20 protein-coding genes and 1 riboswitch are annotated in these 23,285 nt (G+C 63.5%); of the genes, 13 read left to right on the top strand and 7 right to left on the bottom strand.

The genetic code is table 11. The features are described from left to right. Positions 1–58 precede the first annotated feature (58 nt). Positions 59–4,447 carry an endo-alpha-N-acetylgalactosaminidase family protein gene (locus ACSSVG_RS02315; protein WP_492417060.1) on the bottom strand — a complete coding sequence of 1,463 codons (4,389 nt, stop codon included), beginning with the start codon at positions 4,445–4,447 and terminating at the stop codon, positions 59–61. A gap of 275 nt (positions 4,448–4,722) precedes the next feature. On the opposite strand from ACSSVG_RS02315, the gene ACSSVG_RS02310 reads away from it, so the two are divergent. The 5 genes from ACSSVG_RS02310 to ACSSVG_RS02290 are packed head-to-tail and all read left to right on the top strand — an operon-like array spanning position 4,723 to position 9,202. Continuing rightward, positions 4,723–5,640, top strand: coding sequence for an SIS domain-containing protein (locus ACSSVG_RS02310; protein WP_231341028.1), 918 nt, complete (start codon positions 4,723–4,725; stop codon positions 5,638–5,640). A 10-nt stretch (positions 5,641–5,650) separates the two neighbouring features. Next, positions 5,651–6,586 (top strand): ROK family protein, encoded by a 936-nt coding sequence (locus ACSSVG_RS02305; protein ID WP_231341029.1) that lies wholly within the window; start codon positions 5,651–5,653, stop codon positions 6,584–6,586. Further along, positions 6,583–7,551, top strand: coding sequence for a 1-phosphofructokinase family hexose kinase (locus tag ACSSVG_RS02300; RefSeq protein WP_492417058.1), 969 nt, complete (start codon positions 6,583–6,585; stop codon positions 7,549–7,551). The genes ACSSVG_RS02305 and ACSSVG_RS02300 overlap by 4 nt, the downstream gene beginning before the upstream one ends. Further along, positions 7,533–8,387 (top strand): class II fructose-bisphosphate aldolase, encoded by an 855-nt coding sequence (locus ACSSVG_RS02295; protein WP_492417056.1) that lies wholly within the window; start codon positions 7,533–7,535, stop codon positions 8,385–8,387. Before ACSSVG_RS02300 ends, ACSSVG_RS02295 begins: the two co-directional genes overlap by 19 nt. 23 nt (positions 8,388–8,410) lie before the next feature. Continuing rightward, positions 8,411–9,202, top strand: coding sequence for a DeoR/GlpR family DNA-binding transcription regulator (locus tag ACSSVG_RS02290; RefSeq protein WP_231341032.1), 792 nt, complete (start codon positions 8,411–8,413; stop codon positions 9,200–9,202). An 8-nt stretch (positions 9,203–9,210) separates the two neighbouring features. Here the strand turns inward: ACSSVG_RS02290 and ACSSVG_RS02285 are convergent, their stop codons facing one another. Then, entirely contained in the window at positions 9,211–9,891 is a 681-nt protein-coding gene (locus tag ACSSVG_RS02285; protein ID WP_253467468.1) for a histidine phosphatase family protein, read from the bottom strand. A gap of 62 nt (positions 9,892–9,953) precedes the next feature. Here ACSSVG_RS02285 and ACSSVG_RS02280 point away from each other — a divergent pair, with 62 nt between their 5' ends. Further along, on the top strand, positions 9,954–10,727 hold the full coding sequence (locus tag ACSSVG_RS02280; RefSeq protein WP_253467471.1) for a CPBP family intramembrane glutamic endopeptidase: 774 nt from the start codon (positions 9,954–9,956) through the stop codon (positions 10,725–10,727). A gap of 119 nt (positions 10,728–10,846) precedes the next feature. Here the strand turns inward: ACSSVG_RS02280 and ACSSVG_RS02275 are convergent, their stop codons facing one another. Next, positions 10,847–11,485: a VOC family protein gene (locus ACSSVG_RS02275; RefSeq protein WP_231341035.1), complete on the bottom strand. Its 639-nt coding sequence runs from the start codon at positions 11,483–11,485 to the stop codon at positions 10,847–10,849. Positions 11,486–11,711: 226 nt separating this feature from the next. Between ACSSVG_RS02275 and ACSSVG_RS02270 the strand changes: the two genes are divergently transcribed. Next, complete coding sequence (locus tag ACSSVG_RS02270) at positions 11,712–13,028, top strand: bifunctional o-acetylhomoserine/o-acetylserine sulfhydrylase (RefSeq protein ID WP_492417053.1); 1,317 nt, start codon at positions 11,712–11,714, stop codon at positions 13,026–13,028. Between the two features lie 163 nt (positions 13,029–13,191). Beyond that, positions 13,192–13,308, top strand: a riboswitch (SAM riboswitch). A 14-nt stretch (positions 13,309–13,322) separates the two neighbouring features. Then, positions 13,323–14,444 carry a homoserine O-acetyltransferase MetX gene (gene metX / locus ACSSVG_RS02265; RefSeq protein ID WP_492417051.1) on the top strand — a complete coding sequence of 374 codons (1,122 nt, stop codon included), beginning with the start codon at positions 13,323–13,325 and terminating at the stop codon, positions 14,442–14,444. A gap of 22 nt (positions 14,445–14,466) precedes the next feature. Here the strand turns inward: metX and ACSSVG_RS02260 are convergent, their stop codons facing one another. The 3 genes from ACSSVG_RS02260 to ACSSVG_RS02250 all read right to left on the bottom strand — a co-directional run bounded on the left by ACSSVG_RS02260 (position 14,467) and on the right by ACSSVG_RS02250 (position 16,968). Then, the gene (locus tag ACSSVG_RS02260) at positions 14,467–14,871 is read right to left on the bottom strand and encodes a DUF2076 domain-containing protein (RefSeq protein ID WP_253467477.1); all 405 of its coding nucleotides are present in this window, start codon (positions 14,869–14,871) and stop codon (positions 14,467–14,469) included. A gap of 61 nt (positions 14,872–14,932) precedes the next feature. After that, positions 14,933–16,075 carry a winged helix DNA-binding domain-containing protein gene (locus ACSSVG_RS02255; protein ID WP_492419116.1) on the bottom strand — a complete coding sequence of 381 codons (1,143 nt, stop codon included), beginning with the start codon at positions 16,073–16,075 and terminating at the stop codon, positions 14,933–14,935. A 50-nt stretch (positions 16,076–16,125) separates the two neighbouring features. Further along, positions 16,126–16,968 (bottom strand): SGNH/GDSL hydrolase family protein, encoded by an 843-nt coding sequence (locus ACSSVG_RS02250; protein WP_492417049.1) that lies wholly within the window; start codon positions 16,966–16,968, stop codon positions 16,126–16,128. A 70-nt stretch (positions 16,969–17,038) separates the two neighbouring features. Here ACSSVG_RS02250 and ACSSVG_RS02245 point away from each other — a divergent pair, with 70 nt between their 5' ends. After that, a complete protein-coding gene (locus ACSSVG_RS02245) occupies positions 17,039–17,689 on the top strand; it encodes an alpha/beta hydrolase (RefSeq protein ID WP_231341040.1) in 651 nt (216 codons plus the stop codon). Positions 17,690–17,756: 67 nt separating this feature from the next. Here the strand turns inward: ACSSVG_RS02245 and ACSSVG_RS02240 are convergent, their stop codons facing one another. Further along, complete coding sequence (locus ACSSVG_RS02240) at positions 17,757–17,984, bottom strand: RNA-binding S4 domain-containing protein (protein WP_231341041.1); 228 nt, start codon at positions 17,982–17,984, stop codon at positions 17,757–17,759. A gap of 23 nt (positions 17,985–18,007) precedes the next feature. On the opposite strand from ACSSVG_RS02240, the gene ACSSVG_RS02235 reads away from it, so the two are divergent. From ACSSVG_RS02235 to ACSSVG_RS02220, 4 genes are all read left to right on the top strand, one after another. Next, a complete protein-coding gene (locus ACSSVG_RS02235) occupies positions 18,008–19,012 on the top strand; it encodes a DMT family transporter (RefSeq protein ID WP_492417046.1) in 1,005 nt (334 codons plus the stop codon). Positions 19,013–19,167: 155 nt separating this feature from the next. Continuing rightward, a complete protein-coding gene (locus ACSSVG_RS02230) occupies positions 19,168–20,553 on the top strand; it encodes a glycine--tRNA ligase (RefSeq protein ID WP_090819307.1) in 1,386 nt (461 codons plus the stop codon). A 2-nt stretch (positions 20,554–20,555) separates the two neighbouring features. After that, on the top strand, positions 20,556–21,518 hold the full coding sequence (locus ACSSVG_RS02225; protein ID WP_492417044.1) for a GNAT family N-acetyltransferase: 963 nt from the start codon (positions 20,556–20,558) through the stop codon (positions 21,516–21,518). A gap of 234 nt (positions 21,519–21,752) precedes the next feature. Then, positions 21,753–23,219: a YibE/F family protein gene (locus ACSSVG_RS02220; RefSeq protein WP_492419114.1), complete on the top strand. Its 1,467-nt coding sequence runs from the start codon at positions 21,753–21,755 to the stop codon at positions 23,217–23,219. Positions 23,220–23,285 lie beyond the last annotated feature (66 nt).

Raw genomic sequence — 23,285 nt, 5'->3', positions numbered from 1 at the left:
GGTCACTTATGGCCCCTTCCGAGGTTACGGATGGGCTATAAGTGACCCCGCGTTGGGCTTACGCGCAGCTGAACTTCGCGTCGGCCCAATCACCCCAGTCGTCGCCGGCGTCGTCACCGTTCTTGTCGGCGATCAGCTCGACGTTCTGGACACCTGTGATGTCCACGGTGAGGGGAAGTGCTGCCGAATCGGCACTGAGAACGGGAGTCCTCAGCAGTTCGCGCCCATCGCCCTTGACGATAAAGACCACGGATCCGTGCAGGCCCTTGTTCAGCTTGGCGTCGTCCACTCCCACCACGGCGGTGAAGGCGTTGCACTTGGCTTCCGTTGCGATGCTGATCTTCGAGTCGGCGTGGACGCCGATGCCCTTCGGATAGACGACGCCGTCAAGCCGTAACGCGGGTCCGTCACCGGCGTTCTGCTCACCGTTGGCGCGGTCCCGTTCCGCAGGTCCCCAACCGTTGGTGCTGCCGATCCACGGCAGGTCGGAAGCGAACACAATGCCCGTCAGGACGGGCGCCGGCGGCTCCTGCGACGTCGAGGAACAGGTGAACTTGGCGTCGGCCCAGTCCGCGTGGTCGTTGCCGTTGGAGTCGCCGGCGTCGTTGGCCACCAGCTCCACGTACTGTGCTCCGGTGACGTCCACGGTCAGCGGCAGGGGAGCGCTGGTGGCGCCCAGGACAGGGGTGGTGACCTTGGTGGCGCCATCTGCCACAACGGAGAATTTCACGCTGCCCCGCGTCGGCTGGGCGTCGTCAATACCTACCGTTGCCGTAAAGGCAGTGCAGTAGCCGCCGAGGTAGTAGCGGACATTGCCGTTGGCGTGGGCACCCAAACCCTTGGCATAGACCGTGCCGTTCAGGGTGAGGGGTGTGCCGTCGCCCGTTCCCGTCCCGCCGTTGGACTGGTCCTTCTCGACGGGCCCCCAGCCGTTCGTGGCGCTGACCCACGGGTGGTCGCTGGCGAACACGGTGGCCTGCGGTGGTTTGGGCAGCGTCCGGACGGTGGACGTCGTGCTGATGGTGCGGCCGCCTGCAGGCTCTGTTGTGGTGGTGTATTTGGCCGAGGCAGTGATGGGGTAGTCGCCATCGGCCGAAGCGGGCGCGGTGATCTTCCACGTGGTGGTCAGGGTGCCCCCGGCCGGCAGGGTCGCGGCCGTTGCAGGCGTGGAAGGGGTTGCCGTCCAGCCCTCGGGAAGTTCGAGCGCAACGGCGAGGCCGCTGATGGCCGCCGGTTCGTCCGAGACGAACGTGGTGACGAAGTCCTGCGCTTTGCCCTGCTGGACCACATCGCCTTGAAGCGCAGCCGAGAGTTGGGCGCAGGCCGGGACGGCGCCCGAGGCGCCGAGGTCCTCCACCAAGAAGTTGTCCAGGGTGAAGTCCGAACCATTCGAGCTGCCGGTTCGCTGCAGCCCCACAAAGTAGTCTCCGCAGAAGCCGGTATCGAGGATCTGCTCAAAACGGGCGGTGGTGGTTTTCGCATCGATGGCTTGGCTGCCCGTCACTGCGGGACCTGCCTGCGAGTCATAACCGGAAACCCAGGCGTATTGCCCGGCCTTGGAGTTCTGGTAGTCGAAGGACACCTTGTACTTGTGGCCCGCCTGGAACGGTACGGTCGCCTCGGTGGTGCGGTAGACCATGCCCGGTCCACCGTTGGGGGCGAGGTTTTCATCGTGGGCGATCAGCGACCAGGTGCCGTCCAGCACTTCGTCGATCACGTTGGCATCCCAGCCCTTTTGGGTGAAGGGTTCGTTGCGCTCGGTGATGTGCGTGCGCGGGTCCGTGGAGCCGCCGGCGTCGCCTTTCACGAACGGTCCCCAGCCCTGGTCCACGTCCTCGAAGTCCTCGCTCAACACGCCGGTGGTTGCCACCCGGCTGGTCTTGACCGCCCGGAAGTCATCGACGCGCACGGTGGCATCGCCGTCGGCCGCTTGGACGGAAACGGTGGCCTTGGTGTTGTTCCGTGGCACGTCCACCAGCACCCGTACGCGCTGGAAAGCCGTGCCATGCTTTTCGTCACCTGCCACGTAGTTTTCGGCGTTGGACGAATCGATGGTGACGCTTTCGGTCTTGCCGTTGATGGTGACGGAGAGCGTGGTGGGACGGGTCTTGCCGGGTTGGATTTCCACCCAGGCACTGACGGATTGGGTTCCGGCGTCCAGCTTTACTTCCTGGCTGATCGACGACGGCGTTGCCCCCATCTGAGCGTAGCGGCGGCCTTTGTCGTCGCGGACCTGGGTGACGTTGCCCGTGGGGGTCCACGGGGAGAGATCGGCACCGTTGAAGCCGGGATCGTTGAACGCAGTGCCTTTACCGAAGTCGGCCTTCCTGGGCAGATCGGCCTTATTGTTCTTCGGGGCAAGGACATACGGCTGCTTGGCGTCGGCCGTGACGGTGACCTGCCCGTTGACCACAGGCACATCGGCCACCTTGACGCGGCCGTTGTCGGTCAGCTTGAACAGTTCAAGCGAGCCGGACGTGGCGAACTCCTTGGTGAGGGTCCACGTGCTGGCACCCCCGGCCGGGTTGTAGTGGTAGAGCTTGTCGGCCTTGCCGTTCTCCTTGGAGGACCACGGCAGCAGGTACGTTCCACCCTGCAGTACGGAGGTTCCACCCACCGTGATGTTGCGTTCCTCGGCGGTGTTTCCGGTGACGGCCAAGCCATCGGCGAGGTCGATGCGGTCGGCCGTCCACTTGGTGATCTGGTGGTGCTGCAGGAACTTGGCGGGCACGTTGGCCGTCCAGACGTTCTCGCTGAAGGCGTTGAAGTCGTTCTGGCCAGTCCAGCCTTCGAACTCCACAATGTGGCTCACGCCAAGCTTGGGATCGGGGTTCCAGACGTCCGACTGGGTGTTGTTGATGAAGCGCAGGATCTGGGAGTTGATGCCCTTGTTGGTGGATCCACCGTACTTTTCGTCGTTGGCCCAGTGGGACCAGGTGTTGTTCCGGGAAAGGTGGTCCGCCCATTCCGAGCCGACCCGGAAGCCGTTCTTGACGAGTTCCTGTTGCAGCCGCTCGGCCAGCCAGCCGAATTCGTAGTAGACGTCCACGTAGACGAAGTCCAGGTTCTTGTCCGTGGCTTCGCGCAGTTCCTTGATGCGCTGGGCGAGCTTGCCCGAGTTGATGTCCTCGCGCTGGTTCATGTAGTAGGACTGGTCCAGCCAATTCCAGCCCAGGCCTTTGTCGGCGCGCAGCAGGTCCTCGCTGAAGGACTTGGCTTCAGGGTAGATCTCGGTGGCATTGATGTGGACGCCGAAACTGGCGTTCCAGTCTTTGCCTTCCTTGACCAGCTTGTTGAGGTCCTCGAGGCCACCGGCCCGGGTGTTGAAGTTGTTGCCATAGTCCGTGTTCGCCGAGTCGTGGCCCTCGCTGGTGTAGCCCTTGAGCATGGCCACCTGACCCAGGCCGTCGGTGGCCAGGGAGATGCGTTTGACGTCGTCCAGGGTGCGCAGGAACGGGTGGGTTGCCTGGGAGGCAAAGTTGAACGGGATGTGGGTGATCACGTTGTCCGGTGTCTGTTCGCCCTTGTTGGCGCTGACCTGGATGGACCTCATGGCGATCGCCGCATCCTGCCAGTCCACGCCGCCGTCGGCATTCGCGTCGGGGGTGATGGCGACGCGGGTCCATGGAAGTTCCTCGGTGGCGTCGGAGCCCTCAGTGCGATACAGCCACTGACCGCTGGCGAGACCCATGGTGACTCCGCCGGCACCGTCGCTGACGGCTTGGCGCCAGAAGCGGCCGCGGTCCTTCGCGCCCGGCCCGGAGGACGTGTCATACAGGGCATTGGATTCAACTGCGGCACCCAAGGTCCCGGTGTTGGCCAGTGCGTAGGCGGAGCTCTTGGCAGCGGCATCCACTTGAGTGGACGCGGTGATCGGTGTGAACTCGTCGCCCGTAACACTCCGGTCCACGGAAAGGTTGGCGGTGGATATCTGGGCTCCGGGCTGGGTGGAGCCCACGGTCACCAGGTTCAGCCGGGGGAGTTGAAGCGTCTTCACCTGGTGCTCGGTGGAGTCCTTGATCTCCGTGACATTAAACGAGACCACGTTCTTTTTCACTGAGAGCCGCGCTTTGATCACGGTGTTGCCGAATTCGGGCACGGTCAGGACGTAGTCCCTCGCGTCCTTTCCGGAAGCGGTGGACGTTCCGGTGACCGTGTACTCCACGCCGTTGATGGTGATGGTGTTGAGCCGCGTTGTGGTGCCGTCGAGGCGTGCTTTGGAAGCTGTATGGGTATACCCGAGGACCTGCGGGAACGTGGTGGCCACATCCACCCTGAGTTGGCCGGACGTGAGGGTCGTTGAATCGGCGGCGCTGACGATCTCCGTGGGTTGGGTGGATGGGGCTGCGGTGGCGGGTTGAATAGCCAGCAGACCCAGCGAGGATGAGGCGACGACGCAGGCCAAACTTAGTGAGGCGAGGCGTCTGGGGGAGGACAAGCCGGGCATTATGCTCCTTCTTGATTTTTCCGAGCTAGTAACAATCATGTTCTTGCGGACCCGTCTAAGACTGCTGCATGGGACAGAAGTTGACAAGAGTTAACAGTCACTTAACTTAAAAGCACATGTCGGCACACGCTTTCCATGGTTATGCGACCAGCTCAGCCACCCGCAGTTAATGAGCGGTCTTCGCATGCGGATGATCCTTGTGAGATCGAAAATGATCGTTTAGTGTTTCTATAGATCAGAAAACGTCATTAAGCTGAGCGGGAGCGAAACAAACGATGAGCGAGAACACACTGGGTGCCTTCATGGACGAAGAGCTGGCCTCCCAGCCCGAAGTCTGGCAGCGCGCCGTCGAGCAAGCACGTTCCGAGCAACTGCTTCCCGCCGATGGCAAGCGCATCGCCGTCATCGGCTGCGGGACGTCCTGGTTCATGGCGCAGAGCTACGCTGCAGCCCGCGAATCCGCGGGTAAGGGCGTCACGGACGCGTTCGCGGCGTCCGAGGCTTTCCTGAACAACAACAGTGCCGATCGCCAGTACGACGCCGTTGTGGCCATTACGCGGTCAGGAACCACCACTGAGGTTCTTGAGATCCTGGCTGAGCTCCAGGGGATCGTCCCCACGGTGGCGATCATCGGCGACACCTCCTCGCCGATCGTCCCGTTGGCAGACGCCGTGATTGGACTGCCCTACGCGGATGAGCGTTCCGTGGTGCAGACCCGCTTCGCCACCACGGCATTGGTCTACATGCTGACCAGTCTCGGAATCGATGTGCAGCAAGCAATCGAGGACGCCCGGGACGCCGTCAGCGCTCCGGTCTCCCAGGAACTGCTGGACGCCGAACAATTCACTTTCCTGGGCACCGGCTGGACGGTGGGCCTGGCTCACGAGGCCGGCCTGAAAATGCGCGAGGCCGTCCAGGGCTGGACCGAGTCCTACCCAGCGATGGAGTACCGCCACGGTCCCATTTCCATTGCTGCACCTGGCCGCGTCACCTGGTTGTTCGGAACCCAGCCTGAAGGCTTGGACAACGACATGGCAGTCACCGGCGCCCTCTACATCCACACGGACAAGCATCCGCTGGCTGAACTGGCACGGGTCCACAAGGTAACCCTGGAGCGTGCGCGCGTCCGCGGACTGAATCCGGACCTGCCCCGCAACCTGACGCGTTCCGTCATTCTCGACGCCTCCGCCTAGGCACCCGATCATGGTTCTCGGAGCCGCAGAATCACCTGTCCTTTCATTCGACGTTGGCGGGACGGACATCAAAGCTGGTCTGGTGGATGCCCGGGGGACCGTTCTGGGCATGCGCCGGGTCCCCACGCCGTTGGATTCGGCGAGGCCGGGCGAGGCGGTCCTCGACCGGCTCGCCGAGCTTGCTGCGGAGTTGGCGTCCGAGTTCCCGGGCTCACCGGCCCGCGCCGCCGGCATCATCGTTCCGGGCATCGTGGACTCTGCTGCCGGAGTTGGCGTCTACTCCGCCAACCTGGGATGGCGTGATTTCCCGTTCACTGCCGAGGCCGAGAAGCGCCTGGGAATCCCGGTGGCGTTCGATCACGATGTCCGCTCCGCTGCTGCGGTGGAACACAGCATTGGTGGCTCGAAAGAGTTCAACGACGTCGTGGTGATGGTGGTGGGAACTGGAATCGCAGCGGCCGTGTTCTCAGGTGGGAAGGCTGTCACAGCGGGCGGTTTCGCCGGCGAGCTCGGCCATGCCCAGGTGCCGGACCCTGATGCCGCCGCCGGAACCGCCAACTCCACCATCCTGGAAGCCGTAGGTTCCGCCGGAGCCATCGCCAAGCGCTACCACCGGGCGTCGGGGAACAGGGTGAATGGCGCCCGTGGCGTCCTGCTCAGGGCAAATTCCGGCGACGAACTGGCAGCCCGTATCTGGGCTGATGCCGTGGATGCCCTCGCTTTCACCATCTGCCAGTGCGTCAACATCATCGGTACCGAGGCAGTGGTTATCGGCGGAGGCCTGGCTGAAGCCGGGGATGAACTCCTGGAGCCCCTCCGCGTCCGGGTGGACCAGATCCTCGATTTCCAGCGGCGTCCCCAACTCATCCGTGCTGAGCTGGGTCAAGATGCAGGCTTGCTCGGTGCGGCCTTGAATGCCAGGGCACTCTTGGGAGGCACCCAGTGAAACGCGCTGCTGTGAACCGCATCATTACCGTCACGCCCAACCCGGCCATTGACATGACCTACACTGTGCAGGGGATCACCGAGGGCGCCAGCCACCGCGTCCCCACGCCCTTGAGCCGGGCGGGCGGCAAAGGGATCAACGTAGCCCGCGTTACGCACCAGCTCGGCTACCCCGTCCTCGCCATTGCACCCACGGGTGGGGCGGCGGGCCAAACCCTCGCTGCTGAACTCTGGACGAGTGGAGTGCCGCACACCCTGGTGGGGGTCGCCGCCGAGACCCGCCGCAGCATCGCACTCGTCGATACCATCGCGGGGGAGACGTCCATCTTCAATGAGGAGGGCCAAGCCCTGCTGCCGGATGACTGGCGATCGCTCCGGATTGCGGTGGTTGAGGCCGTGAGTGGAAACCGCAACCTGCCGGCCTCCGTCCTGGTCGGTTCCGGAAGCCTGCCCCCGGGCGCTCCCGCGGACTTCTATCCGGAACTGGTCCGGTTGGCCCACGACGCCGGCATCCCCGCCATCATCGACACTTCCGGTCCCGGAATCATCGCGGCAGCAAAAGCTGGAGCCGACGTCCTCAAGCCCAACCACCACGAACTCGCAGAGGCCACCGGGGAGTCCAGCCTTGACGCGGCGGCCCTCTCACTGATCGACATGGGTGCCCGCACCGTGCTCGTCAGTGCAGGTGCGGACGGGATGCTCGCCTTCGACCACGCAGCCCCTGGTGGTTACTGGAGCGCCCGCTTGCCCGAGGCGCTCAGCGGCAACCCCACAGGAGCGGGCGACGCCGGTGTGGCGGCTGCCGCCGTCGCACTCGCCGAAGGCATTACCGAACCCCGCGAAATACTTCGCCGTGCCACCGCCTGGTCGGCCGCGGCCGTACTCATGCCCGCGGCGGGCGAAATCTCGCCGCGGTACCAGGAACTTCAAGACCAACTGATCGTGACATGGAAGGAGACCCGGTGACCCTGGTCAACACGCGGGAACTCATGGACAGGGCCGCCGCCTCCGGCACGGGCCAAGGCGCGTTCAACATCATCCACATCGAAACGGCCGAAGGGCTGGTGGCTGGAGCCGAAGCGGCCGGTGTTCCGCTGATTCTGCAGATCTCCGAGAACTGCGCCAAATACCATGGCGGGCTCGAGCCCATCGCCTCAGCCGCACTGGCGATCGCCCGTTCGGCCGCTGTGCCCGTTTCGCTTCACCTGGACCACGCCGAGTCCGAAGACCTGGCGCTCGCCGCAGTGGATCTCGGTTTCGGTTCGGTCATGTACGACGGCGCGCATTTTCCCTACGAATGGAACGTCGAAGTCACCCAGCGCGTAGCAAAGTACGCCCACGAGCGTGGTGTCTATGTGGAGGCCGAACTGGGAAAGGTGGGAGGCAAGGACGGCGCCCACGCCCCGGGCGTCCGGACGGACCCCGCCGAGGCCAAGGCATTCGTTGAGGCAACAGGAGTGGACGCGCTGGCTGTGGCTGTGGGTTCCTCCCACGCCATGACCGAGCGCAGCGCCGCTCTGGACCTGCACCTGATCACACGGCTGAAGTCCGCCGTCGGAAAACCGCTGGTCCTTCACGGCTCCTCAGGCGTCACAGACGAGGTACTCGTAGCCGCTATCGGCGCGGGTATGACTAAAATCAACGTATCCACACATTTGAACGGGTTCTTCACCCGCGCCGTCCGTGAGTACCTCGATGCCAACCCTGCAGTGGTAGATTCCCGGAAGTACATCAAGGCCGGCCGGGAAGCCCTGGTGCTGGAGTCCGCACGTATGCTGACGCTGTTCGCCAAAGCGAAATAGCAGGAACCCGCGAAAGGCTCGTCATGACCCGCACCGATCGGCTGACCGCCATCCTCGATCTCCTGGCCGAGTCCGGCCATGTGGAAGTCGAGGACATCGTGACGCGTCTTGGCGTGTCACCAGCCACGGCACGACGAGACCTGGATAGCCTCGCCAAGCAGCGGTTGCTCAGCCGGACCCGGGGCGGCGCCACCACTGGATCAGTGGCCTACGACCTTCCGGGCCGGTACAACCGTGACGATCACGCTGTGGCCAAACAGGAAATCGCCCTGGCAGCGTCTGCCTTGATCCGGCCCGGTGCTGTGATTGGGCTCAGCGGTGGAACCACCAACACAGCGCTGGCACAGCTCCTTTCCACCCGTGAGGACCTCAACGCTCCGTCTCACACGCCCACCCTGACCGTGGTGACCAATGCCATCAACATTGCCTCGCAGCTGGCAGTGCGTCCCAACATCAAGATCATGGTCACCGGCGGCATCCTGAACCCGCGCTCCTACGAACTCGTGGGCCCCTACACCGATGTCATCATGCAGAAAGTTGCTTTGGACATCGCGTTCATTGGCGTCAACGGCGTGGACCCGGACCTCGGCCCCACCATCACCGACGAAGGCGAAGCCATGGTCAACACGGTGATGGCACGCCGGGCCACTGAATCCTACGTTGTGGCGGACTCTTCCAAGGTAGGCCGCCGTTCCTTCGCCGCCATGGCCGGCTACGACTTCAGGCACCTCATCACCGATTCCGGCATCAGCGCCGAGGACAAGGCCGCCTTCGAAGCCAAGGGCACCGAAGTCATCGTCGCGGCCGCCAGCTAGGGTACCTGCTAGAACCGCATCCTCGGTGCGTGAAGCACTGAGTCGTCAACATCCCTGGGCACCCACTGGCTGAACGGCAAATCCAAACTGTACTGCCCGTCGTCGTTCTTGATCAGTGTGCGCAGCTCGGCGTTGTCCGGGTTGTTGAGCGACTCGAAGTACTCAACTGTCCAGTGGAACCAGCGCATGCAAAACAGGCGCATGGTCAGTCCGTGCGTCACCAGGAGTGCGTTCGGGGCATAGCTGGGCTTTTGCCAGTGGCGGTAGAGCGTCTCCATGAACGATGACACGCGGTCGTACACGTCAGAGCCGGACTCACCCTCGCGGAACCGGTAGAAGAAATGGCCGTACAGGTTGCGCAGCTCCTTTTGATCTTCGATTTCCCCGGCAATTTGGAAGTTGGCCCAGTCCTGTTCCCGCAGCCGGGGCTCCTCGATCACGCGCTCGATCAGAGGTCCAAGTTTCATCGCTTCCAGGGTTTGGTAGGCCCGCAAATACGGCGATACGTAGACGCAGACCTGCTCGCCATCGAGTTTCCGGCGAAGTGCTTCGCCGGCAATCCGGGCCTGCTCCACCCCCATCTCAGTCAGGGGGATCCGATAATCCGGCACACGGTTGTAGATGGTCGTGTCGGCATTCGCGGCCGACTGTCCGTGCCGGATCATGAAGATTCTCGCTGGGGCGCCCATCCCACCAAGCATAGGTGCGTGGTTCCCGGCAAAGTGGCAGGAACTGCGGGCAAGATGGGTACATGTTCCTTGCTTCCCGCCGCCGGCTGCGCGCCGAAGTACTTATTGTGCTGGGCCTTTCCCTGGGCCAGTCGGCCGTCTACTCCGTGGTGCAATTGCTGGACAAGATGACGCGGGCACCGTTGGCCGACGCCACCTCAACCCTGAACAGGTCCCAAAGCACCCGGGAGTACTTCGACCTTACGTACCAACTGCTGGACATCATCTTCGCCCTGGTGCCGGTGGCCCTGGTGTTCTATTTCCTGTCCATGCATATCCAGGCGAACCGGGATGGTGAGAGCGGTTCGGCCTTCGCCCGGCTTGGCTTCAATTTTGCCCGCCCCGGGAAAGACCTGATTCAGGGTTTGGGACTGGCGGCGGCTATCGGTATTCCATCGCTGGGTCTTTACGCGGCCGGGCGGGCCCTCGGAATCACCACGGCCATCGTGCCCAGCGGGCTGGACGCCTACTGGTGGACCGTGCCGGTGCTGGTCCTCTCGGCCATCCGGCACGCAATCGTCGAAGAAGTGATCGTGGTGGGTTACCTCATGGACCGCTTCGGCAAGTTCGGCTGGAGCATGCCGGTAGCCATCGTTGTCAGTGCCGTCCTGCGGGGCAGCTACCACCTGTACCAGGGCTTCGGGCCGTTCATCGGCAATGTGGTCATGGGGCTGGTGTTCGCGTGGATCTACACCAAAACCAAGCGGGTGATGCCGTTGGTGATTGCCCACGCCTTGCTCGATATCGTGGCGTTTGTTGGCTTCAGCCTGTTCGGTAAGGCGGTTGGCTTGGGATAGGGCCTTAAAATTATCCGGCCGCCATCGGTGGGTGACGTCCTTGGCACCCGCTGATGGCGGCCGAAGTTTTACCGGACATGGTTGACCGGTCCCGGGACTGGCCCGGATGGAGGGGGCTGTCAGATGGTGACGGCCCCGGAGGCGGTTTCGAAGGTGACGGCCAGGATGCCGGGGGTCCCGTGCGGGGCCATCCACTGGACCGCAACGTCCTCAAGCGGCTTTTCCACCGGCTCGCCCAACCACTCGGTGACGCGTTCGGCCGAGCCTGCAATGGTGAGGCTGGACATCTTGACGTCGCTCTCGTAAATCCTGGACGGGTGCAGTGCCGGGTCGCCCTCCCACTTGAGCAGGTACGGGACCTGGGGATCGGCGATCAAGCCGAGGATTCCGATTTGCTGCCACACCAGTTCGCGGCCGTCCGGGAACTTGCGGTTGCCCGGAACAGCGGAGCGGCCAAGCCGGTCTTCGAACGGGGCGAGGTCCTCAACAGCGACGCACCAGCCCATCCACCCTCCTCCGGCAGCTGAGCGTGCACGAACTGCTTGGCCAAATGGTGCTTTGTCTGAAGCAGGGTGGTCCAGGACCTCCACCACTTCAAGGTACTTGTTATCCGCAAGGGGAATGATCATGTTCCGGGTACCGAAGCGCGGGTGCACTCCGCCCCGGACAGCGTCCACTCCCAATGCCGCGGAAATTCGTTCGGTAGTGGCCAAAAGGCCATCTCGTTCACAGGCGTAAGAGACGTGATCCATGCGCATGGCTTCATCTTGGCACTTTGTGATCGGGGTCTCAGCTAAGTCAAGCCTAACTAAGGTGGGATGTGTATAAACCGTGACGGTGGGCGTCATGGAGGGACGCGAAAAGACCGAAAGATTCCACCGGCGTCACAAAGCTGTCCTAGCCTCCGGACAGTTCCTAGACTGGCCCCAGCTCACATCGCACCACATTCCCGCCAAACCCATGCGTTATGAAGAGGAGAACTCCATGTCCCAAGGATGGTCTTTCGAAACCCGCCAGATCCACGCAGGCCAGGAGCCCGACTCCGCCACAGGCGCGCGGTCGCTGCCGATCTACCAGACCACTTCCTTCGTGTTCCCCAGCGCCGAAAGTGCCGCCAACCGCTTTGCCCTGGCCGAACTCGCACCCATCTATACCCGGATCGGCAACCCGACGCAGGATGCTGTGGAGCAGCGGGTTGCGAGCCTTGAAGGCGGACTGGGCGCACTCTTGCTCAGCTCCGGCCAGGCTGCCGAGACATTCGCCATCCTGAACATCGCCGAGGCGGGGGACCACATCGTAGCGAGCCCCAGCCTGTATGGCGGTACCTACAACCTGCTGGCGCACACGCTGAAGAAGTTTGGTATCTCGGTCACGTTCGTCGGGGATCCTGACAACCTGGACCAATGGCGTGACGCTGTCCAGCCGAACACCAAGCTGTTCTTCGGCGAAGTGGTTTCCAATCCCCGCCAGGATGTGCTGGATATCGAAGGCATCGCCCGTACGGCACATGAGGCCGGTGTGCCCCTGATCGTCGATAACACCCTGTCCACGCCGTACCTCATCCGACCCATCGAGTGGGGCGCGGACATCGTGGTCCATTCCGCAACAAAGTACCTGGGTGGCCATGGCTCCGCAATCGCCGGAGTGATCGTGGACTCCGGCAACTTCGACTTCGGCAAGGACCCGGAGCGTTTCCCTGGCTTCAACACGCCGGACCCGAGCTACAACGGACTCGTCTACGCCCGGGACTTGGGCAAGGACGGCGCGCTGGGTGCCAACCTTTCCTACATCCTGAAGGCCCGCGTCCAGTTGCTTCGCGACCTTGGCTCGGCTGTGTCCCCGTTCAATGCCTTCCTCATTGCCCAGGGCCTGGAGACGTTGAGCCTGCGCGTGGAACGCCACGTAGCGAACGCCACCAAGGTTGCCCAGTGGCTTGAAAGCCACGACGACGTCGAATCGGTGGCCTATGCGGGCCTGCCGTCCAGCCCGTGGTACGACCGCGGCCGAAAGTATGGCCCCAAGGGCACCGGCGCAATTGTTGCCTTCAACATCAAGGGCGGCGTGGACGCCGGCAAGCGCTTCGTGGACGGATTGGAACTGCACTCCCATGTCGCCAACATTGGCGACGTCCGTTCCCTGGTCATCCACCCGGCGTCCACCACTCACAGCCAGCTGACGGTGGAACAGCAGGTCGCTGCCGGCGTCAATCCCGGCCTGGTCCGCTTGTCCGTAGGCATTGAGCACGTCGATGACATCATCGCCGACCTCGAAGCCGGATTCAGGGCTGCCAAGGGCGCCTGACGCCCGGGCTCATCACCTCCGCCGGGAACGCCGCCCGCGCCGACGATTATTCGCCGGGCGGCACTTCCGGGTGCTTCTTCGTGAATGAAGCTGGCCCAAACCGTCACACTGTTGTCACATTCTTCGCCAGAACCGCCCTGCATTTCCTAGACTCTTCGTATTAGGTCATGAGTGCCAGCACACAGCCCCGGCTTGCTGGCCGGCAACCCTCCTCCGCGGTGGGGTGCCCCGGGTGAAGACCTGGCCTGTTCGCACGCAAGGCGACGGGCAAGCGCGAGGATAGGTGTCAAAGGAATGACCATTACTGCTACAGCCCTTCCAAAATCCGGAGAAGAAGACGGAACCGTCAAGTATGCCGGGATCGGACCGCTGGAACTTGAAGCCGGCGGACTCCTTCCGGACGTTGTCCTGGCGTATGAAACCTGGGGCCGGCTGAACGCGGACGCGTCCAACGCCGTGCTCATCGAGCATGCGCTCACGGGCAGCACGCATGTCGCCCGTGGAGCCACTGACGAAGAAGGCTGGTGGGAGCAGCTGGTGGGGCCTGGTGCCACCATCGACACCGACAAGTTCTTCGTCATCTCCATCAACATCGTGGGTGGCTGCTATGGGAGTACCGGACCATCGTCGGAAGCGCCGGACGGCAAGCCCTGGGGCTCACGTTTCCCCTTGATCACCCTGCGCGACAGCACGGAGGCCGAAGCGCGACTGGCTGATGCCCTGGGTATCGATGCCTGGCATGCTGTGTTGGGCGGTTCGATGGGCGGCGCCCGGGCACTCGAGTGGGCCGTGACATTCCCGGACCGCGTCAAACGCTGCGCCGTCATCTCGGTGGGCGCCTACAGCACGGCCGAGCAGATTGCCTTCGCGCAAGCCCAGACTTTGGCGATCAGGCAGGACCCGAACTTCAACAACGGCGACTACTACGGCGGCTCTGCGCCCGAGCACGGTCTCGCGCTGGCCCGGCGCATCGCCCACATCACCTACCGCTCAGCACTGGAGCTGGATTTCCGCTTTGGCCGGCAAGCCCAGCACCAGGAGACACCGCTTGCTGCCGCGGTGTTGGGGGAGCGTGGCCGCTACCAGGTGGAAAGCTATTTGGACCACCAAGGGACAAAGCTGGTGCGCCGTTTTGATGCCAACAGCTATATCGCCATCACCGAGGCCCTCATGTCCCATGACGTCACGCGTGGCCGCGGCTCGCTGGAAGCGTCGTTGTCGCGGACCACAGCTGAGTTTTTCGTAGCGGCAGTGGACAGCGACAGGCTCTACTTCCCGGCGCAATCGCGTGAATTGGCTGCTGCGCTCCCGGGCGACGTGCCGGTACAGGTCATTGAGGCACCCATTGGCCACGACGGGTTCCTCACCGAAATCGGGCAGCTTTCAAGCCAACTTCGCCAGGCGTTCTTCGCCTAAGCCTCCGGACGTATCAAACGGCTTAGCCGTTCATGATGTCGGCGCGCTGCTTCATGTAGTCCTCCATGGCGATCTCGCCGTTGCTGAACTTCGCGTCCAGTTCTGACAGCTTCCGTGCCCGGTAGCCCTGCGGCTCGGAACCGCTGGATGCCGGGAACGGCGCAGGGGATGAAGGGCTCGACGGCGGCCCGGCCTGCGGTGGCGCATCCGCGGGGCGGACGACGACCGGCTCGGATGGGTAGCCGGGGTAATTCTGTTGCGGGAAGTTCTGTGGGGGATAGCCCGGACCCGGCAGGTTCTGCTGCGGGTACCCGGGGCCGCGGAAGTCGCCATGCTGGATCCGACGCGCCCGGGAGCGGTTGTACATACGGATCCCGAGTGGGATCAGCCACGAGCAGACGATGATCCAGAAGATCAGATTGTTCACAGTGCAGGCCTCCTAGGTCTTCTCCCAGCTTAGCCCTGCTGCTGAAATCGACTCGGCGACGTCACACCAGCTTGGTCTCCATTCCCAGGAACCGGCCGTAGCGCTCCGCCTCGGCCTCAAGTGCGGCCTGCTGCTCCGGCGTTGCCGGCCGGTTCATGCGCACGTCCAACTCACAAGCCCCGCCGGAAAAGCCATGACGCCACCAACCGGCCAGTCTGCCGTCCAGCAAGACCACGTGCAGGGGTCCGTTGTCCTCGGGGAAATATGGAGCAGTCCCGCCCAGGTAATGCCGGGACTGCGAGTAGCCCATGACGTATTCGTCGTAACACTGAATGAGGTCGACGCGGGGGAGCCCGGAATCCCCGGCAGGCGAAGAATCGCTACCGCTCAAGAGGGCCTCCGCCTCCTCTGCGGCCAGGTAAAAACCGAGACCGTCAAAGGACACCGACGCGAGGCTGCCGGGAGACAGGTCGTCAGCCACGTGCAGGCCCAGCTTCACATCTTTCATGGTCAGACCGGACCACACGGAACAGTCTTTGATGGTGGCCGGCCCGCGGCTGCTGAAGTACCTCAGTGCCAGTTGCCCCAAGGCGCGCTCGCGGGCGTCCCCGGTCAGTGAGGACGTACCAACGAAACCCGGCACTCGTTCCTGGAACAGTGCATACGTCTGTTTCAGGGCGCCACCGGCGGAGCGGACGGGGGTGCCGCTCACCAGGGTGCAGCTGATTTCCGCGTGCATCAGATGGTAGATAAATCCCAGTCCCTTGCTGGGGAAGCCGGCTTGCCCCAGTACTTGGGCCAACTCTTCGCGGGTCTTATGGGCGCCGTCCGCCACGGCCTCACCGAGGATACGGCCACTCAATGCCGCTGATTCCTCATCCACACCCGTCTGGCGGTACATGCCCTTGTTTCCCTGATGAAGCCGATCCGCCGAGAGCCCCATCAACCAGCCGAGATCGTCCCGGTGCACAAAATGCCAGGTGGGCCGGAGGATATGCGTCCGCAGGATCGTTCCGTCTGCTACAGCCTGCTCCACCTCGGTGGAGGTGCTGCCGGCCGTCCTTTGTGCCAGCGACCATCGCGCGTAGGGGAACTCCTGCGACTGGACGGCCAAGAGGTTGCGGACCACCTCTCCGGCATTCCGGGCAAGCGGAGCCCGTAACTGTTGCCTTCGCAGGCGCAGCCGCCGAACATTCTCCGCCATGCGGGTCTCGTCAGCCGTCACTGCGGTCCTCGACAAGCATTGCCGTCACCCTAACGGCGCGGCAAGAGGGTGCCGCTGGAACCGAAGACGGGTCCCGGCGTCGGACGCTTTGGACTGATGCCGTCGCCTGAAGATTGGTGTCGCAGCCTTCGGATGACCCATGGGACGAAGTACTCGCGCGCCCAGACGAGGTCGGAAGAGCGGGCCTCGCGCCATGTACGTGGGGGTAATGGTTTGGGCATCAGGGGCTCGAGTGTATGTTCTACGTTCAGTGCCTCCAGGACCATGGTTGCGATGGTGTGGTGGCCCAACGGGGAGAAGTGCAGGCGGTCGACATCCCACATTTGCGGATCAGCCAACTGCCGTAGCGACCACATGTCGGCCACCACGGCGTCGTGTCGTGCCGCTACCGTACGGAGGTTCTCGTTGTAGATAGCCACCTTGCCGCGAATGCGTCCCAGGACGGAGGCGGCCGTGTCCGGGCCGTTGAACAACACCACAGTGGCGCCGCCGGAGCTCAGCCCGCCCACCGCGACGTCGAGTTTTTCAGCCAGCAGATCGGGGTCGCCGCCAGGCCGGATGAGATCGTTGCCGCCGGCCGAGATGGACACCAGGTCCGGCTGCAACTCCAGGCAGGGACCAACCTGTTCGTCCAGAATCTGCTGCAGGAGCCGGCCCCTGATGGCGAGGTTGGCATACGCGAAATCCCCGTGCCCCCGGCCAAGCTCCTCAGCGACGCGATCGGCCCAGCCGCGGTAGCCGCCGGGGTTCGCGGGTTCGGGATCGCCGATCCCTTCAGTGAACGAATCACCCAGGGCCACGTAGCGGCTCCAAGGGTGTTTTTGAACAGGTCCGCCCGGTTTCAACAAAGGATTGTTCTCACTCACGCTCATATCCTGCCTCGTCACTGCGAACCTACGCCACCGTAGGTTGTTACTTCCGGGTAACTGTAAGAATGGAACCATGACTGAAGCCCCCGCATTCCCCGCGCCCGTTGTCCTGTGGTCCCACGACGAAGCCGAGCGTGCCGGCAAGCCACTCCTGGTCCTGCTGCACGGCTACGGTTCCAACGAGGAGGACCTCTTCAGCCTGGCCGGGCTGTTGCCTGACGGCTTCGTGGTGGCGGCACTCCGGGCGCCGATGCCCATGGGGCCGGGCTTCACGTGGTTCCCCCTCACAGCGTCCATCGACTACTCGCTGGACGCCGTGAAGCTTGCCGCGGAATACGCGCTGGGGTGGCTGGACACGGTCAAAGCCAACCACTCATCGGTGACCTTGCTCGGCTTCTCCATGGGCATGGCGATGGCTACCACCATGGTCCGCTACCGTCCCGCGGACTTTGCTGCCGTCGTCGGACTTTCAGGATTTGTGATCGACGCCGGCGCTGACGCCGCCTTCCGGGACCACGAACTGGATGGCTCGATGCCCATGTTCTGGGGCCGGGACCAGCAGGATCCGGTCATTACCCAGGACAAGATCGAATACACCATGGGCTGGGTGCGAAAGCACGTAGACCTCACCAAGGTGCTCTACACCGGGATGTGGCACGGCATCAACCAGCAGGAGATCGGGCACGTGGGTGAATTCCTGACCCACAAAGTCCTCACCGATTGAGTTTTTGTACAGATAACGCCCCCAAGAGCCGTTCTTGAGGGCGTTATCTGTACAAAATCCCGGTGCGTCAGGCGGCGGTGATCCGCACAGTCTGGCCGTTGACGGTCACGGTATCGCCCACGTGGAGTTGGCGGCCACGGCGGTCATCGATCTCGTCGTTGACTTTGACCAAGCCGTTCTTGATGAGCTCCGTGGCTTCGACACCGTCTTCCACGAGGTTGGCAAGCTTCAGCAGTTGGCCAAGGCGGATCATGTCGTCGCGGATGGGGATCTCTTCGATTTCCGGATTGCTCATACAGTAATGATGCCTGAAGTAGTGTGGGGACGGTGCCGCAGCCTTCTCCCCGTCCTGTCCTTCCGCTCGCCCTTGGCCTCCCCATTGCAGTCGCAACAGGCTTGGTCATCCCGCTCCAAGGAAGGATCAACGGGGCACTTGGCGCCAGGCTCGAGGACGGCATTGCCGCCGCCGTGGTGAGCTTCACCACAGGCCTCCTGCTCATCAGTGCAATTTCCTTTGCAACACCCAAAGGCAGGGCAGGCCTCCAGCGCATTATCCCCGCCGTCCGGAACCGCAGCTTTCCACGCTTCTATGTCATGGCCGGTGCCATCGGTGCATTGTTCGTATTTGCCCAGTCGTTCACCGTCGCCCTGCTGGGGGTAGCGCTCTTCACTGTTGCCGCGGTGACGGGGCAGACATTGAGCGGATTGCTGGTGGACCGGATGGGCATCGGACCGGGAGGGAAACGTGCCATCACGGGAGTGCGGGTCCTGGGCAGCGTCCTGACCGTTGCCGCCGTCGCCTGGGCAGTTTCGCCCCGGTTCGGCGGCGACGCCGATATCGCCTCCCTCGTGTTGCCCGTCCTGCTGCCACTTGCTGCCGGATTCTTCATGAGCTTCCAACAAGCCATGAATGGAACGGCCACCGTTCACTACGGGACGCCGATTGCAGCCACGCTGGTCAACTTCATTGCCGGGTCAGCCATCCTCTGGATCGCATGGCTCATTAAGCTTGCCGTCGCCGGCCCGGGCAATCCGCTTCCCTCGGAGTGGTGGTACTACCTTGGCGGGCCCATGGGCTGCCTCTTCATCGGGCTGGCGGCCCTCCTGGTCCGCAGCCTCGGCGTGCTGATCACCGGCTTGGGCATGATTGCCGGTCAGCTGGTGGGATCGTTGCTGCTCGACGTCGTGATCCCCAGTCCCGGCGCCGCGGTCGCCTTGCCCACGGTGCTGGGTACGGTACTGACGCTCGCCGCCATCATCGTGGCCACCCTGCCGTGGCCCAAAGGCGCTTTTGCACGAAGAGGCCCTGCCAAAGGCCGGTAGGCTAGGAGACGCAGTGCCCCCAAGTGCTTTTTCCAGTAGGGTCAAGTACTTTGCAGTAAATTTCCCCCAGCACCCCGCCGGACAACCTCGTCCGGAAACCGGGGCTAACCACCGCGGACCGCACCCAGCGGCCCTGTAGAACAAATGGAGTACCCATGGCAGCAAAATCCGTCCTTGACCAGGTCATTTCCCTCTCCAAGCGGAGGGGCTTTGTCTTCCAGGCCGGTGAAATCTATGGTGGCTCCCGTTCCGCATGGGACTACGGTCCCCTCGGTGCGGAGCTGAAGGAAAACATCAAGCGGCAGTGGTGGCAGAGCATGGTCCGAGGCCGCGAGGACGTTGTAGGCCTGGATTCCTCCGTCATCCTTCCCCGCCAGGTATGGGAAGCATCGGGCCACGTGGAGGTCTTCTCCGATCCTTTGGTGGAGTGCCTGTCCTGCCACAAGCGCTACCGTGCAGACCACCTCGAGGAAGAGTACGAGGAAAAGAAGGGCCGTCCCGCTGAGAACGGCCTCAAGGACATTGCCTGTGCCAACTGCGGCACCCGTGGCGAATGGACGGAGCCGCAGGAATTCTCCGGCCTTCTGAAGACGTTCCTCGGCCCGGTGGCCAGCGACGAAGGTATGCACTACCTCCGCCCGGAAACCGCCCAAGGCATCTTCGTGAACTTCAACAACGTGCTCACCACCTCCCGGAAGAAGCCGCCGTTCGGCATCGGCCAGATCGGCAAGTCCTTCCGTAACGAGATCACCCCGGGCAACTTCATCTTCCGTACCCGCGAGTTCGAGCAGATGGAGATGGAATTCTTCGTCGAGCCCGGCACCGATGAAGAGTGGCACCAGTACTGGATGAAAGAGCGCATGTCCTGGTACACGGGCCTGGGCATCCGTGAAGACAACCTCCGTTTCTTCGAGCACCCGCTGGAGAAGCTCAGCCACTACTCCAAGGGCACTACGGACATCGAATACCGCTTCGGTTTCCAAGGCTCCGAATGGGGCGAGCTCGAAGGCATCGCCAACCGGACGGACTTCGACCTCTCCACCCACGCCAAGGCCTCCGGCACCGACCTGAGCTACTTCAACCAGGCAACCAACGAGCGCTACACCCCGTTCGTGATCGAGCCCGCCGCTGGCCTGACCCGCTCCTTCATGGCCTTCCTGATCGACGCGTACACCGAGGATGAGGCACCCAACGCCAAGGGCGGCGTCGACGTCCGTACGGTGCTGAAGCTGGATCCGCGCCTTGCCCCGGTCAAGGCAGCCGTCCTGCCCCTGAGCCGCAACGAGGACTTGTCCCCCAAGGCCAAGGCGTTGGGCGCCCAGTTGCGCAAGAACTGGAACATCGACTTCGACGACGCCGGAGCCATCGGCCGCCGCTACCGTCGCCAGGACGAGATCGGTACCCCGTTCTGCATCACCGTGGACTTCGACACGCTCGAAGACCAGGCAGTCACCATCCGTGAGCGCGACACCATGAGCCAGGAACGCGTGTCCTTGGACAAGGTTGAAGGCTACCTGGCAGCACGCTTGATCGGCGCCTGATCGTGGCTTTGGAGTACCGCGAATGGAAGGAAGGCGACGACCTCGCCCTCCTGGAGATCTGGGGTAGCCCGGAGACCCTTCCCGCCGAGCAGTTCCGTGCCGCCCTGGCGCCGTCGGGCAACCAGCCATGGCGCCGGTGCATCGTGGCCGAGGACGTCGTGGATGGCGTACGGATTCCCGTTGCGGCAGGCGTGGTCCATGAGGCATCGCTGCACCCCGAACGCCTTTGGGTTTACCTCGAGGTTGCCAAGGACCACCGCCGGGAAGGCGTCGGTGCCACGCTGCTGACCATGCTTCGCCGCGAAGCCGGGAACTCGCCGTCGGGCGTTTCCAAGCTGCGCAGCAAGGTGGAGCCGGGAACTGCTGGTGCGGCATTTGCTGCGGCTGCGGGACTGGCACCGATCCAGCGTTCGCAGCTGGTGGTTGTGGAGCCTGAGCCTCTGTCATTGCCGAGGTTCGGCGACGGTTCCGAGGAAGCTGCGTCGGAGCGTGTGGAGGACCTGGCGACTGGTTCCGTTGAGCTCAGTGATGTGGTGGGTAAGTACTACTCGCACGTCCACCACTGGGATAGCCCGGGGGAGCTGGGCGTTGCAACGGTTCAGCGCTTGTTCCTGCATGACCTGACAGGTGCCCATGGCGCAATAGTCCTGCGCGCGCCCAAGGCCAGTGCCTTCGGCGAAGGCGTTCCCGCGAGCCGCAAGGGAAAGATCCAGGCGTTTGCCATCAGCTACGCCCAGGGCAACACCGACGAACCGTCGGACGTCTTCCTCGGCCATGATCCTCAACTGTCCACTGACGATGCGTCGGCTGCGGTGCGGGATCTGCTGGCGCTTATTGCCTACCAGCACCCGGTGTTGTTGGAAGTTGACGAATCGATGACGGCCCTGCGGAATGTCCTCACTCCGTTGCTGGAATCAGGCAAGGCCCACGTGCGCGGTGCGGATACGTTGATCGTGAGCGACTGACCACTGTTTCCGCACGTCAGGATCCCACGCCGTCCGTCACCATGGGGCAGCGTGGGATCCTGCGTTTAAGCTTCGCCGTGGGACACCCATCTTCGCTGGAGCCAACACGGCGGGCGGGTGACATCCGAATCCGCGCGTCCAAAGCCGGTCATTGTGGCGACAAGGAATGTGGACGTCCTGGGTCGTGGGGTGTCCGGGGCCCGCGTAGGGTTGAGGCATGAGGTTTTGCTGCTGATGGGCCACGGTCACTCCCACGGTCATTCTGAAAGTTCCGAGCCAACGCCGCAGGCTCTTGCCTCGCGGAAGAGGGCCAACTGGATATTGGCGGCCATACTTGTTCCGCTGGGCGTCCTGACCCTGGTGGCCATGATGGTCATGTGGCCCTCGGGCAGCCGGGAAGGGATCACTTTCTCAAGCCCGTACCAGGCTGCCCCGGGCGTCACGTTCGATACCGGCCGGATCCAGAGCGTGGTGGTGGAAAGCTGCACGCAAACCGGCCAGACGGATACGGGCCAAACAGGCACCGGCCAAACGGACGCCGGCCAAAACAATCAGTCCGGCGGCTCGCAGTGCACGTTCGCCTTTACGGAGCCGGACAAGGGCGGGGATGTAGTCAAGGTGGTCATCAACCCTGACGTTGCCATGTCCCACGGCGTGGACGTGGGGGACTCCATCCGGTACCTGAACCTCTCCGCGGTCCAGGGTGCCAACGCGGGCAGCGGCGCTCCTGCCTATGTCTTTGTCGATTTTGTCCGCAGCATTCCCATAGCGCTGCTGGCCGTCCTGTACGCGGCGGTGGTTATCGCGGTTGCCCGTTGGCGCGGCTTCCGGGCGCTCCTTGGGCTGGTGGGTGCGTACTTCGTCCTGGTCAGCTTCATCCTGCCCGGATTGGTGGAGGGCAAACCCCCGCTGCTGCTGGCGTTGGTGGGGTCCACGGTGATCATGATCGGGGTCCTGTATTTTGCGCACGGATTCTCGGCGCGAACGTCCACGGCCCTCTTGGGGACCATTTTTGGGCTCAGCATCACAGCGCTGTTGGCGGCCTGGGCTACGGATGCCGCCAACCTGGCCGGCGTCGGAAACCACGATGCCTCAACGCTGGTGAATATGTCGAGCCAGATCTCCATCTCCGGGATCATTCTCTGCGGCCTGATCATTTCCGGCCTGGGCGTGCTTAATGACGTCACCATTACCCAGTCCTCGGCAGTGTGGGAACTCTATGAACTGGCGCCCAACACCAGTGCCCGCAAACTGTTCACCTCGGCCATGCGGATCGGCCGGGACCACATCGCCTCCACGGTGTACACCATCGCTTTTGCCTACGCGGGCGCAGCCCTTCCGATACTCATCATCGTGATGCTCTACGACCGTCCCTTGGCTGAAGCGCTCACCAGCGCCGAACTCTCCGAAGAAGTCATCCGAACGCTCGTGGGTTCCATCGGGCTGGTTCTTGCGATCCCGGTCACGACGCTGATCGCCGTCCTCGTCGTCAAGGCGACCGGCATGAAGCGCCCAGCTCCTGCGGACGGGCCGTCGGTTGGTCCCGACGACGTCGAGGACACCGGCGCGCTGGCGGCAGCGGCCGCCGTCGCGCGGTCCGACGCGCACGACGCCGGAACCCGCCTCGACGCTCCCGCCAAACCTGCACGGCCGGGCAGCCGCCGCGCCCAGCGGGAAGCGGAGCGGCGCAGCCCGGAATAGCCCACTGATGACATTTGTCACCCAGAAGGTGTGACACCGTCCAGGGGTGCGACGGGCAGGACGCGG

The sequence above is a fragment of the Paenarthrobacter sp. E2MeOHC11 genome (genome assembly GCF_058744955.1).
This window is presented reverse-complemented; position numbering and strand designations above follow the sequence as displayed.